Raw genomic sequence first — 13,698 nt, forward strand, 5'->3', positions numbered from 1 at the left:
ACTGCACTTATTGCAACTCTGTGTTCCATTACTCTGGCGAGGTACTCTTGTAGCATTTGTTTCGAGAGATATAGCGCCAGACCCAAAGGCACTTGGAGCAATAATTCAGCTGTGTTCAGCCAAGAAAGCCAGGGCATCCCTCTCAAAACGTGGCCATTCCGGGTCGTTGTCCGGGATGGTATGGTTCGAGCTTTCGTAGGCGATGAACTTCGCGTTGGGCAATCCCTTTGCAAACAATCGTCCTTGTTCGACCGGTTGCATCCTGTCGCCGGTCCCATGGCAAACAAGGCACGGCACCTCGACCTTGGACAATATCGGTGAGATATCGATGTTATCAATCACGCTGCGATACCGCCCCATGTTTTCGGGTGAAATCATCTTTCGCATATCTTCGGCATATTGCCGCCGTTCTTCTTGGCTCGCGCCCGGCACGATGATTTGCGCCATCAAATCACGCAGAGACGGATAATCATCGTCCCACCCGGCAGTCATCATTTGCTTAATTGCGTTGGCGCGTTCCACATCTTTTTGCGATGTTCTTTTTGCCCGACCAACAGGGAACCCACCTATCATTACGATCGCAGACACGCGGTCAGGTCGGCGCGCTGCGAAGGCGGCTGCCACTGCGGACCCCTGCGATATCGCAAGGATCGGCGCGCGCCTTATATCCGCTGCGTCGAAAACAGTTTCCAAGTCATCAACGAACCGTTCGAACGTGCAGGTTTCTGCATCCCAGTCGGATAGACCGTTGAGCCGTGCATCAAAACGGACCAAACGATGTCGACTAGCGATGGATGTGTAAATTGGAGCTTTCCCCGGATTGCGCCAGTCAAGTTCCAAGTGTCCAATCCAGCTTGGCGCCTTTACGACCGGAGGACCGTCCCCAACTGAGCTCCAGGCCAGACTAATGTTGTCGTCTGTCTTACAATAGCGAATTTCCTGTGTTTTGGCGAAGTTAGCGCGCGATTTGGACACATGTTCATCGGTGAAGTTGATCGACAAAACTTCGATCGGCTGTTCAATGCCTTTGAACGTATGCAGCCCTTCTCGGCGCAATCGTTTAGCGTAATCCGCTCCGGCAAGATCACAAAGTACCTTTGAGGCCAGAATGCCCCCGGGTTCAGCTGCCGATTGGAGCCGCGCAGCGATGTTAACGCCGTCTCCGAAGATATCTTCGCCATCGACGGTAACGTCGCCGACATGCAAACCCGCTCTAAGCTGGATACGTTCCGGAACCAGATAGGGATGGTCTGGCTCTCTTAACTCGGTTTGAATCGCAATTGCCGCTTCTAGAGCGTTTCCTGCTGACGGAAATTCAATCAATGCTCCATCGCCCAACAGCTTGACCACCCTGCCAGATTTTTGTTCAACGATCGGCGTAACCAAATCGCGGTACAAGGTGTTCAGTGTTTTGAGAAGTAGCTTGGAGCCGCCCTGCATCATCCGACTGAAGCCGACGACATCCAGAGACATAATTGCAGCAAGGCGACGTTGGCTCATAGTTACTTCCCGCAAGTTGGCACGAAAACACTACCACTTTCATAGATTGTTAGAACCGGCAACTTGCCTAATACCTGTGAACGTGCGGTGGAAAGATCGGTAGCTAAGGTCTCGAATCGTCGGAAGACGTGTGGAGGCGATTATTCAAAAGGTATGCCTATCGGTTTTCTCAGGGAACGGCGGGTTTGTCCGCGGAGCAGACACTTGTCGGGATTGCGCCAATGACGGCTTCGAGCAGAAACTAGACTTTGCGCAGTAGGTGCACGTCCCTTTCTTACATCAACCGGTTTATCCCAATACCGTGTCTACACCCAGCCTATCCCGCACTCATCGCTGTCGTGGCCCTACAAAACCTGATCAGCGTCAATGCTTGCGCAACCACCAAGCACTATTGTTGCGATTTGCTCAGAAATCTTCACCACTGTAGGCCGCGTTTAGTCCGCATGCTTTCAGCTATGTAATACGTCATTTATGGTTCACCGCTATCAACATGAGGTAAATTCAGACTCAAAACTGAAAATGGGCGGCAGTCGTTTAGTGACTAGGATTCGAAGGAAAAATCAAAAAAAATACGTGGACTGCCCTTCGAAGCCAGGCAGTTTACTGCCCGCAAGATCGATTTGTTGGCTGGCAACACATTCGTTTACCAAAATCATTTGTCGCTTTTGATTGCTTCCGTCTCAATGTTAATCGTCACTTCATCGCCAACAAGCCCATTCGCGACTCCGTAGTCCATCCCAAACTCACTGCGCAAAATGGCGGTGTCGAGCGACAGTCCTAAAACCTCGCGTTTATGGCCAAACGGATATTCTGCGACTTTGTTTAGCGTAACATTCAGCGTTACGGGAAGAGTTTGATCCAAGATCGTCAATTCTCCGGTCACAGTTCCGCTGGTGTCGTCCGAAGCTGTGCCACCGTTCGCAACAAACTTGATTTCGGGATACGTCGAGACATCCAGGAAGTCTCGGTTTCGAACATGACCGTCACGCGCGTCGTTGAACGTGTTCACGGACGCCGCTTGGATTATAACCTCTACGTCGCGCAACTCTTGCGTTTCAGTGTCGTAAAAGAAGTTGCCCGACACTTCTGTGAACACACCAAGTGTTTTTGCGTAGCCGATGTGATCAATTGTGAAATAGATGGCCGTGTGCGTTGGATCGAGTTCATACCGCGCCATATCGGCGTTGGCCGCCATTGCATATGCACTTAGTGCAGCCGAGGTTACAATCGTTCGCGTTGTAGTGCCAAAGCGGCCGAGATCGGTTTTTAAGCGCGTAAAAGCCATAGTACGAAGACCTCCGAGTGGTAGCCAAGGTTATTAATAATATAGGTTGCAAACGGACAAAGGCCGTAAAAACATGAGCAACTCCACAATTCGCTGCGCAACATGGAACATTCATCGCGCAAAGGGACCAGATGGACAGGTCGATCCAAACCGTGTGGCCAACGCAATCGGGACGGAACTGACGCCTTTGGGTTTGGACATTCTGGCGTTGCAAGAAGCGGATGAGGAATGTCGACCGCACGCTCGGATCGTAGACGTGCAGAACATCTCTGAGCTTACGGGGCTCAGATACACACAAGACGCCCCCGCATTGCGTTGGGGAAGTCAGAGCGATGGATTTCTGGGAAGCATCCTGTTTCTGGGCGAGAGGTTTCAGCGCACCCATGCAGATGTGATTGATCTACCAGGTCATTGCCACCGGGGCGCCATAGTGTTCGAAACGCTGGTTGACGGTTATCCGTTGCGCATAATGACGATGCATCTCTCTTTGTCGCAACCGTTGCGCATCATCCAAATGCGTACCATTGGGCAGTACTTACATCGTCGCCCAACTATGCAAACACTCATGCTAGGCGACTTCAATGAATGGCGGCCTTGGGGCGGTTTGATGTTCCATCAACGGATTACTGGAACGGCCTTTCAAGGGCCTGCTCGAGCCAGTTTCCCGAGCCGAGCGCCTTTCTTACCCCTGGACAGGATCTTGACGGATTTTCCAGACGCAATTTCAGAGGTTCACGCACTAAAATCAGAGGTTTTGGTGCAGGCTTCGGATCACTTGCCTTTGACGGGCGTTGTTAAGCTTGGGAAAAGGCCGTGAGCGGTTGGTTGCCCACAAGGCTACCCGAAGGTCGTTGGCGGGCTAAATTGTTCTTAGGATCAATTGGGTGACGTTTATGTTTGGCGGTGATTTTTACAACGCGACAAGGCCTGTGGAGGTGGAACCACCTGTTGCCAACCTGTGCATAGCCAGCGCGGTCATTGCTCTTGCAATGGCAGTATGCTCATTACTGGCGTTTGGTTCCGCATTGCCCCCTTTGGTCGTCTTTGGGGTAGTCGTCGGATTGCTGATCCCGGGGTTGCGTCGAACCTATCCTTATGAAGTGTTGGGTCTGTGTAACCTTGTAACCCTAATCCGCGCTGCAATGGTCGCGTTTTTGGCTGGCACTGTGGTCGCGCCAACCGTGAACCCTTGGCTGGTATTTGTGGTGGCAACAGTAGCATTCGCATTGGATGGCGTAGACGGCTGGTTGGCGCGGCGATCAAAACTGACATCCCGATTTGGCGCGAGGTTTGATATGGAAACGGACGCGTTGTTGGGCGCGGTCCTCTCTGTGTGGCTTTTGGTATCAGGGACAACAGGCCTGGAAATTCTGGTTCTTGGTTTCATGCGATACACCTTCTGCGCAGCAAGTCTATTTTTGCCCGCATTGCAGGCTGAACTCCCCGAGTCGTTCCGTCGAAAAGCAATTTGCGTTATACAAATCGGTGCGTTGGTCACGCTCCTGTTTCCCTTGACGCCAACAACAGCGTATTTGCCGATATCTTTTATGGCTGCGATACTGCTCGCATGGTCCTTCTTTGTGGACATCAATTGGCTTCTTGGGCGTGCTGAATGAGGCAAGCACTTTTCTTAGCTTTGGGTGCGTTGGCTGTTTTTTCTGTTCTCGCGCTGCCAAACCATCCAAGCGCTTTTGGGTGGGGTGCGGTGTTGCGCTGGCCTCTCGAGCTGCCTGTCATACTATTTCTGATGATGGTGCTGGGTCGGCGCTTGATCATCGTACACGCGGTCGCGCTGGCTTTGTTGGCTGTCGCTGTTTTGAAGCTCGCCGACTATGCAATGTTTAGCGCTTTTGACAGGCCTTTTAATCCGGTCGTTGATATGCCCTTGATCGCTGCAGGGTTCTCATTCGCCCACGATAGCCTTGGTTTGGTTGTATTTGTTTTTGCAGTGTCATCGACCATTTTGTTGCTGGCCCTGCTTTACGTTTTTATAGTCCAGGGCTTTGCCGCTTGGGCGTCACTTGGACAAAATGCAAAAACAGGATTGGCAGCAGCTTTGATCGGCGTCGGCTGCACTGGATGGGCTGTCGCGGATGCGGGTCATCACCTCAGTTTCTGGAAATTGGGAAACAGCCCGCCGGGGACCACCTGGACCGCTCGCTTAGCAGTAAATCGCGTAGAGGAAATACAGAGAACAACCAGAGATTTGGCTGAGTTTCGTAAGGCCGCAGGTTCAGATACCTATGCCAATCAGACCGGATTGTTGAACAAGCTTGATGGGCGGGATGTGCTTTTGATCTGGATTGAAAGCTACGGTCGCGCGAGCTTCGACAACCCGCTGTACGCGCCAACGCATCTTGCAACGCTGCGGTCTGCTCAGGCGGAAATCGCGGGTTCGGGCCTTGCCATGAAAAGCGGTTGGCTGACCTCGCCAACGGCAGGCGGACAAAGCTGGTTGGCACATGGGACCCTGGGGTCCGGCTTGTGGACCGCCGATAACGGGCGCTATCAAGCGATGATCGACAGTGGGCGCAAATGGCTATCTCATATCGCGCAAGCGGCGGGGTATCGGACAGCCGCTGTCATGCCTGCAATCACAAAGGACTGGCCCGAGAGCCGAGCGATGGGGTTTGAGCTTGTTTTTGACAAGGCCACAATCCCCTATGCGGGCGAGAGTTTTCGCTGGGTCACGATGCCCGACCAATTCACCTTGGCTGCGTATCCCGATCTCTTGCCGCCGGACCCGAGACCTGATTTTGTCCAGATCGCCCTGATCTCTTCACATGCCCCTTGGACGCCAATCGCAGATGTAATCCCGTGGAAGGACGTAGGCGACGGCACCGTCTTCAATGAGATGGCCTTACGGGGACCGACACCTGAAGTGTTGTGGAAAGACCGGGATGCCGTGCGGGACGCGTATCGCAGATCGGTAGACTACGTTTTGCAAGTCGTCTTTTCTCATGTTCTTCAACTGGCCGACGATGCACCACTGGTCATTGTCGCAGGGGACCATCAAGCCGCTGGATTTGTATCAGGCAGTGACAGCAAGGATGTAGCTGTTCATATAATCGGACCCCCGCAAGTCTTGGATCACATCGAGCATTGGCGTTGGACCGAAGGGCTTGTCCCCGCATCCGACGTCCCTGTTCGCCGAATGGACAGTTTTAGGGACAACTTTATCGCGGCCTTTTCTGACAAGACCTCAACCGCAATGGTGACGCAATGAACCGGTATTGGGTCAGGTTGGTCGTATCGATCACGTTGATTATCGCGTTGCTTTGGTGGACGGATTTGGCGCGTGTCGCTGATCATCTGCGGATGCTTAGCCTGGAATGGGTAGGGCTTTCGATCCTTGCAACAACTGCCGCAACCTTCTCCATGGCATTCCGATGGCAACTTACAGCGCGCACGTTGGATATTCGGTTTGATTACTCTTTTGCCCTGCGCGAATACTATATCGCGCAGCTGGTGAATATGGTTCTGCCCGGCGGCGTTCCGGGGGATCTGACCCGTGCGGTTCGGGCGGGGAAGAAAGCAGACCTCAAACGCTCAGCTCAATCTGTGTTCGCGGAACGGCTGTTGGGGCAAATCGCGATCATGGCAGTCTTTTTTCTGGGCGTCTGTGCTGCGCTAATGTGGCCCGCAGGCTTCGATCATCCTGAACTGAGCATGACAGTTCTTGCTGTGTTGCTATGCGCTCTAGTCGTGGTGAGCCTTATGTCACTTGCCCTTCCATCAATTGGGAGGTTCGTTGTCTTTTTGATCAGGTTACAACGTCGAACGGCCTTTGTTTTGCTCGGCTTAGTCAGCTCTGCATGTCTGATACTGGGATTCTACGCGTCAGCAAGGGCTGTAGGGGTTGTCATACCATCAGGCGGCTTGCTTATCATTATTCCTCTGGTGTTGACCGCCATGCTGATCCCTATGTCGATTGGTGGTTGGGGTTGGAGGGAAGGAGCCTCTGCCGCCTTATTTCCAATAATCGGGCAGTCATCCAGTGCGGGCATTGCTTCGGGTGTCACTTATGGCGCCGTTATCCTGATCGCCGCGCTGCCAGCAGTTGCAATTCTGCTGTGGCCAAGATCGCTTGAACTGCAACTAACGACAGGGAGAAGAAATTCGCTATGAAACAGCCCGCCCACCTTACACGCCGTTTTTTTCTTCAAACCGGAGCAGCCGGTTTTGCCGCTTCTGCATATGGGTTGCCGGCACTAGCAGCTAACTTACAACCTTTGAATTTCCAGCTGTCGTGGCTGCATTCAGTGCAGTTTGGCGGAAGTTACATTGCGAAAAACAAAGGGTATTGGTCCGATCTGGGTTTGGATGTCTCACTCGCCCAAGGCGGTCCAAACGCGCCTGTCGAGCCGCCCGTGGTTTCAGGAACTGCTATGGTTGGGATATCAGCTGCGGACTATACCGCCGCCGCTGTGGCGCAGGGCGCGCCGTTCAAAATTATCGCTGTTGCAATGCAAAAGAATCCGTTCGCGATTGCATCGCTTGCGGCCAACCCGGTAAACGAACCCGCGGATCTGGTCGGCAAAAAGATCGGTATGGCCGTCGCGAATACGCCCGTCTTGCAAGCCTTATGCACGTTGAACGGGATAGACATCGACCAAATTGAAATTATCCCCACTCAATATGACCCGGCACCGTTAGTCAGTGGCCAGGTGGATTGCCTGCTTTGCTGGGAAACAGATTTGCCCGTCGCCATGACTGTGCGGGGCGTCGACAACACCACAATGCTCATGGCTGACTACGGGTATGCCGTTCATTCTCAAACCTATATCGCCACAGAAGACTCTCTTGCTCAAAGGCGCGCAGAGCTTGTGTCTTTACTGAAAGGCGAAGTCATGGGGTGGAATGATTATCACAAAGACACCGACGCCGCCGCCCAGTTGACGCTGGAGATGTTCCCTGATGCAGGTCTGGATCTCGCCGCGCAAAAGCTGCAGGCCGCGCGCCAAGTGCCGCTGATGTTCTCAAACCTGACGGCCGAGTTCGGGTTCGGTTGGTTCACCGACGAGACTGTGGCGGCCAATGTCGAAACGCTCGCGCTGTTGGGTCGAAACGTTACTCCTGACCTTTGGGACAGGTCGCTGCTGGAAGAGGTGTATGGCTGACCCGAGGGCTGACGCGTGACCACGCCCGGAATCTCCTGCACCAACATCCGGAAGAGTTTTGATCGCACAGAGGCGGTGTCAGAGCTTTCGGTTGACTTTCGATCCGGTAAGACGACGGCGTTGGTTGGACCATCCGGCTGCGGGAAATCAACCGTTCTGCGAATGATAGCCGGGTTGGAAACACCCGACACGGGGCACATCACGATTGGCAGTGAAACACCAAAACAGGTCGCCCGTCGCGGGGGGCTTGCCATGGCGTTTCAAGACGCATCGCTGCTGCCATGGCGAACCGTAAGATCCAACATCGCATTGGGTGCGGAACTCGCTCGCAAACCGGTGGATCGCGTAGATGACCTGATAAATCTTGTCGGGCTGGACGGGTTTGCCGAGCATCGGCCTGCAGAACTGTCAGGTGGTATGCGCCAACGCGCCGCAATCGCGCGCAGCCTTATTTCAGAGCCAGAGGTCCTGCTGTTGGACGAACCTTTTGGGGCCGTCGATGCGATCACGCGACGTCGATTGAATCAAGAACTCCCGCCGTTGTGGCGTGAGCGCCAAACGACAACACTTCTCGTTACGCATTCCGTGGAAGAGGCGGTTTTGCTATCGGATCGCGTGATCGTGCTGTCACCTCGGCCTGCGCGTATCTTGGCCGATATACAGGTCGAAATTAACCGGGACTGCACAGTTTCCACTGCAACTTCACCAGACTTTCGCGCTTTTGTGACGCAAGTACTGACCGCGTTGGAGGAGGCTGAGTAGGTGGAACCGGGACGTATCATGCTGGGCGTCTTGCTTATGCTTCTAATCTGGGAAGGCTTGGCGCACGTTCAGCCAAACAGCGTGTTGATCAGTGGACCATTTGATATCGCGGAGTATATCAATGATCATTCTGGGCTACTTTTCAGGGCAGCGACCGAAACCTTAAGGAATGCCGCGCTCGGGTTCTTTTGGGGAAACCTTGCGGCGGTGGCCCTGGCCTGTTTCGTGATCTTGGTCCCGAAGTCAGAATGGGTAGTATCGGCGCTCGCGCTTCTAGTGTTCTGCATTCCGCTGATCGCGAGCGGCCCGATTTTACGGGTCCTGTTCGGGCCCGGAGCTGGCCCACAGATCGCTTTGGCGGCACTGGCTGTTTACTACACCACATTCCTGGCCTTGGTTGTGGGTCTTCGGGCGATCTCGAAAAGCTGGACAGATTTGATGGCCGTTTACGGTCGGGGCCGCATGTCGACCCTATTCGTTGTGCGATTCAGAGCCAGTTTGCCTTACCTGTTTGTGGGATTGCAGATCGCGGCGCCAGCTGCCTTTCTGGGTGCGATGATTGGAGAATTCACAGGCGCCGAGCGAGGATTAGGTGTTTTGACCTTGAGGGCCATGCGCGGTCTTCAAACGGATGCGACCTGGGCGCTGGCGGCTATTTCCGCATCACTGGCTATGCTCGGGTATGCATGCGTTGGCCTGCTCAAAAACAAACTGACACCACATGCACCGACAATCCTGCAATCGACGCCCAGAGTTGGTCAAAAGCGCGCGCTCTCTACTCAAATACTTGGTATCGTTTTTCTGTCTGCCATGGTTTTGGTTCTGTGGCAGGGACTCATGGATTTATTTAACCTGAATTCGTTCTTCGCGAAGCGACCAGCAGATATTTGGACCTTCGTTTCCAACACAACGAACCTGAACACATTACTAACTGCGCTTGGCGAAACCCTGGCTTATGCGATACCCGGATATCTCGCCGGTTTGGCGCTTGGTGCGGGACTGGCCGTGATTTTAACGCTTTGGCCACCAGTGGAGCGGGCGATTATGCCGACCGCCATTACATTACGCGCCGTGCCGATCATCACAACTGCGCCCTTGCTGGTTCTGGCATTTGGGCGCGGCTTTACCGGGACCGTTGCAATTGTCGCTGTGATGGTTTTCTTCCCAACTCTTGTTGCCTGCCTGCAGGGATTGCGGCAGGCTCCGAAGCAAATCGTGGATCTTTTTGAAAGCTATGGTGCCGGTCGTTTGAAACTACTCCGATGCGCCCAAATCCCGGCCATGTTGCCCGCTTTATTCGCGTCTGCCCGCATGGCAGTGCCAGCCGCGCTATTGGCTGTCACTACAGCTGAGTGGCTGGCAACCGGGCGCGGCATAGGCGTGTTAATGGCACTGACCGCGAGTACATCAAACTACAATATGCTGTGGTCCTGCGTTGTCCTTTTGTGTCTTGCGGCAGTCACAGCATACGCTGGAGTTGCATGGTGCGAAAAGCGGGTTCTGCGCGTTTATGCGAGCGAGCAAGTGGTATGACAGAAGCTGTTTTTGCAATCCCTGGTGACAAAGACCGGCGCACCGGCGGATTCATCTACGAAGCCACCGTATTGCGGGTTCTTAACGAGATCGGTTGCAAGACCGAACACCTGAAACTACCGGGTCGATTTCCCGACCCAACGCAGGACGATATGGCAGTGGCACTGAACGCCCTGCGCGCCGTACCCGGAAAACGCCCGATTATCCTTGATGGATTGGTTTTTGGCTCCATCGATCCAGAGGGTTTGGCGCAGGTGAGCGCCCCTATAATAGCAATGATACACCACCCCCTTGGACTAGAAACTGGGTTGCCGACGGAACGGGCTGAATTTCTGCTCAAAAACGAAGCCGCAGCTCTTCGGCACGCAGCACATATTGTCGTTCCAAGTCCAGAAACTGCGCGCGTGCTGGTCAACCAATTGGCTGCAAAACCGGATCTAATAACTGTCGCACCCCCAGGTTTTGATCGTCCGGTTGTCTGTAAACAGCCGAAGCGTCCGCCTTTGATTTTGTCAGTTGGCCTGTTGGCCCGCCGCAAAGGGCATGACACTCTTCTAGGTGCGCTTGAGACAATCAGGGACTTGGAATGGCAGGCTGTTATCGTTGGCAAGGAGCACGACGATAACACTGCGATTGAGCTTTACTGTCAGGCCAGGGCCCTCGGTCTAACTGAGCGCGTGACCTTCACGGGAGAGTTGGACCGAGCCCCGTTGAACGACTTGTTCAACTCGGCGACACTTTTCGCGCTTGCGACCCGGTACGAAGGCTACGGAATGGTTCTTAGCGAAGCAATGATGTTCGGACTTCCAATCGTTTCCTGCGACGTGGGTGCTGTCCCTGAAACAGTCGGTGACGCGGGGATTCTGTTGCCACCCGAGGACGCTCTGGCCTTTGGAGCTACTCTGCGTTTGCTTCTCAAAGACCAAGGAACGCGAGCACGCTTGGGAAGACTGTCAGACTTGAAGTCACAGTCTCTACCAACGTGGCGTGAAACCGCGGGAACATTCGCCTGCGTAATCAAATCACTCGCCGAGAAAACCAAATCATAGAGCTTTTTAGCAAGGGCTTCACCAAGATTTGTTTTTTGGCCACACAGTCTTAGCGGTCAGATCAACGGCAAAAGACGTGCTTAGCCGTAACGACCTGAAAGATTTCATCCAGCAAGGCATCGAAGCCTAGAAGCGCAAGATCGCTGGTTTGTGTTGGACCGACTTCGCAGGGGTTCGCTGACGCATAGTGACTGTGCGTTCTCGCTAGTGGCGAGCACTTGCCCGACCTCCCATCTTTGGCCTGAAAGGAGACAACCGATGCTCGATACATATACCATTCGCCAAGACGACATGCCTCAAGAAATGCGGTTTCTCTTGGACCAATACCCCCGCGACAGTTGGGAAGCCCATCCAGGTTTCAAAGAGAAAACCGAGCATTGGCTCGGCGCGCATGAGATGTTCCGCCGTGTTGCGGAACGTATTCGCTTGGATACAGAAGGGGTTTTGAGCAACGAGATAGGGTTGGACGACTACGTTGGGCGGCTGTCGTACTATGGCGGCAACCTGGTTGGAAACCTGCATGGCCATCACGGCTGGGAAGATCGCAGCTATTTCCCTGCACTATCTGCTGCGGACCCTCGTTTTGATGCGGGGCTTGAGTTGCTAGAACAGGATCACTTCGATCTGGATAAGGTGCTGAGTGACTTCACCGGCACTGCGAACCGTGTGATCAAGCTATCCGCACTTGATGAGGAGCAAGCTTACGACGAAGCCGGACAGCTCCATGCGACGAGCAACACGATTGAAGCGTTCCTTAAACGGCATCTCAGCGATGAAGAAGAATTGGCCGTGCCAATCATCTTGCATCACCGGCTCAGAGGATGATGCTGAAGTTATGGCCGACACGTCTACCGAAGTAGACCAAACTGATATCAACAAGCGCCGCGCACGGGGTGAATTCGTGCGCGGTGTCAGCGGCTTTCGCCACGCTATTGGCGATCCAGTGTTTCCAGCAGAACCTGTTCGCTATCACCTATTCGTAGCACTGAATTGTCCGTGGTGTCACAGAGTGACGCTAGCGCGAAATGTGTTGGGCCTTCGAAACAGCATCACGATGGACGTTGCATTTCCAAACCGCACCGGCGACGACGATCCAGAGGCGCCAAACCTATGGGAGTTTGCGCCTGATCGGATTGCATCGCTCACAAGTGAGACTTTGCCAGAATGCACGAGTGAGACCGGCACCGGCAAAGGACTGCGCCTTGCCAAAGAGATCTATCGTGCCGAAGGCTCTGAAGAGTAATCCCTTCCAATCCTGTATGACAAGATTGCAGGGCGCATAGTTAACAACGAAAGCGCTGAAATTGTCCGAATGCTGGACGCATCAGAGGATTCTCTTGCAGCACAATCCCGGCAGCTGAACGCGTTAGGCTTTACCCAGACGAAGTGCCGATTCACCAAATTCACGACCTGAACGAACGGATTTATACAGCGATTAACAATGGTGCCTACAAGGCCGGGTTTTCCTCTGATCAAACGTTCTTTAAAACAGCCTTTGACGCCTATTTTGAGACACTCGAATATTTGGAGGAACATCTCTCAGATGGCAGGCCCTATTTGACAGGCAACCACTTTTCAGAAGTAGATCTTCGCCTGTTCCCAACTCTCTATCGTCACGATCCCGTCTACTATGTGCGAATGAAGCTTAATGGTGCGAGAATCCTAGATTACCCGTACTTGTGGCGGTGGCTGTGCCGTGTATACGCGTTGCCTGGAATTGCCGAGGCAGGTTCTCTTGTACACTGCCGCCAGGGCTATTTCGGACGCAGTTGGAATGTTGTGCCCAATGGGCCTTTCAAGCCAATGTCGTACCCAGAGGCCTATCGCCACCCTGACCTCGCAACACTGTAGGCCTCGTCAAATTGTATTTGGGAGGCCTAACTTCGAAACCAAACGTTTCTGTTTTGGACGACGGGAGCATTTTTCCTCCGCATTTCGTAACCTGTAAATGTTTAGTTGCAAATGTCCGGTTTGGGCTGTTTGCGGACATCCATCCAGCCCGCAAACCTAACCAATGTTCTTCAACAGTTCAGTCACCGTCATTTGAGAAAGCAGATTTCATGAAGTCCTCTTTCATCATGTGAGCTTTCATGGCCGGTAGGCCGATGGCTTTCAATCCGATGATTGCTGCATAGATCAAAGTCGCTGAGGCAAGGGCGTCCAAGAACCACCCGATAGGTGTCGCAGTAACACCAAGTTGCCCTGGCAGCGTTGCAAGTGCCGGTATCGTCCAAAACCCGGTCAAGCCATGTAGAACCAGCGCGATCCAAAACCCGGCGCAGTACGGGCAATGCCATTGTTCATAGAGTGAACTTAGCGCCCGAAACCATCATACCAATGGATCGCAGGCCGACAATGCACTAACAATCAATTTGGACCAGTCAGATGAGGCTGCTCACAGTCGCGTTTTGCGCAAATTTTTCAGATATTCAGTAAACCGGTGCGTAAG

General features: G+C 53.5%; 13 protein-coding genes. 11 read left to right on the top strand and 2 right to left on the bottom strand.

From position 1 onward, the window contains the following. Positions 1 to 105: 105 nt before the first annotated feature. Both GOW56_RS20045 and GOW56_RS20050 read right to left on the bottom strand, forming a co-directional pair. Positions 106 to 1,500, bottom strand: coding sequence for an alpha/beta fold hydrolase (locus tag GOW56_RS20045; protein WP_171206988.1), 1,395 nt, complete (start codon positions 1,498 to 1,500; stop codon positions 106 to 108). 652 nt (positions 1,501 to 2,152) lie between these two features. Further along, entirely contained in the window at positions 2,153 to 2,785 is a 633-nt protein-coding gene (locus tag GOW56_RS20050; protein WP_171206989.1) for a YceI family protein, read from the bottom strand. A gap of 46 nt (positions 2,786 to 2,831) precedes the next feature. Between GOW56_RS20050 and GOW56_RS20055 the strand changes: the two genes are divergently transcribed. From GOW56_RS20055 to GOW56_RS21945, 11 genes are all read left to right on the top strand, one after another. Next, a complete protein-coding gene (locus GOW56_RS20055; RefSeq protein WP_254447268.1) occupies positions 2,832 to 3,602 on the top strand; it encodes an endonuclease/exonuclease/phosphatase family protein in 771 nt (256 codons plus the stop codon). A 76-nt stretch (positions 3,603 to 3,678) separates the two neighbouring features. Next, entirely contained in the window at positions 3,679 to 4,401 is a 723-nt protein-coding gene (locus GOW56_RS20060; protein WP_171169817.1) for a CDP-alcohol phosphatidyltransferase family protein, read from the top strand. 590 nt (positions 4,402 to 4,991) lie between these two features. Continuing rightward, positions 4,992 to 6,011 (top strand): sulfatase-like hydrolase/transferase, encoded by a 1,020-nt coding sequence (locus GOW56_RS21935; RefSeq protein WP_253285426.1) that lies wholly within the window; start codon positions 4,992 to 4,994, stop codon positions 6,009 to 6,011. After that, the gene (locus GOW56_RS20070; RefSeq protein WP_171206990.1) at positions 6,008 to 6,913 is read left to right on the top strand and encodes a lysylphosphatidylglycerol synthase transmembrane domain-containing protein; all 906 of its coding nucleotides are present in this window, start codon (positions 6,008 to 6,010) and stop codon (positions 6,911 to 6,913) included. Before GOW56_RS21935 ends, GOW56_RS20070 begins: the two co-directional genes overlap by 4 nt. Continuing rightward, positions 6,910 to 7,905, top strand: a complete 996-nt coding sequence (locus tag GOW56_RS20075; RefSeq protein ID WP_171206991.1) for an ABC transporter substrate-binding protein — start codon at positions 6,910 to 6,912, stop codon at positions 7,903 to 7,905. Before GOW56_RS20070 ends, GOW56_RS20075 begins: the two co-directional genes overlap by 4 nt. Before the next feature lie 15 nt (positions 7,906 to 7,920). Further along, positions 7,921 to 8,667, top strand: a complete 747-nt coding sequence (locus GOW56_RS20080; RefSeq protein WP_171169346.1) for an ABC transporter ATP-binding protein — start codon at positions 7,921 to 7,923, stop codon at positions 8,665 to 8,667. After that, positions 8,668 to 10,200, top strand: coding sequence for an ABC transporter permease (locus GOW56_RS20085; RefSeq protein WP_371807926.1), 1,533 nt, complete (start codon positions 8,668 to 8,670; stop codon positions 10,198 to 10,200). Then, positions 10,197 to 11,249: a glycosyltransferase family 4 protein gene (locus GOW56_RS20090; RefSeq protein ID WP_171206992.1), complete on the top strand. Its 1,053-nt coding sequence runs from the start codon at positions 10,197 to 10,199 to the stop codon at positions 11,247 to 11,249. Before GOW56_RS20085 ends, GOW56_RS20090 begins: the two co-directional genes overlap by 4 nt. A 258-nt stretch (positions 11,250 to 11,507) precedes the next feature. Further along, positions 11,508 to 12,074 carry a hemerythrin domain-containing protein gene (locus tag GOW56_RS20095; protein ID WP_171169343.1) on the top strand — a complete coding sequence of 189 codons (567 nt, stop codon included), beginning with the start codon at positions 11,508 to 11,510 and terminating at the stop codon, positions 12,072 to 12,074. Between the two features lie 10 nt (positions 12,075 to 12,084). Next, entirely contained in the window at positions 12,085 to 12,492 is a 408-nt protein-coding gene (locus tag GOW56_RS21940; RefSeq protein WP_253285424.1) for a hypothetical protein, read from the top strand. 143 nt (positions 12,493 to 12,635) lie between these two features. Further along, entirely contained in the window at positions 12,636 to 13,100 is a 465-nt protein-coding gene (locus tag GOW56_RS21945) for a glutathione S-transferase family protein (protein WP_371807927.1), read from the top strand. The last annotated feature ends 598 nt before the right edge of the window (positions 13,101 to 13,698 follow it).

The organism is Ruegeria sp. HKCCA0235A (assembly GCF_013033235.1).
In the GTDB taxonomy this organism is placed as follows: domain Bacteria; phylum Pseudomonadota; class Alphaproteobacteria; order Rhodobacterales; family Rhodobacteraceae; genus Ruegeria.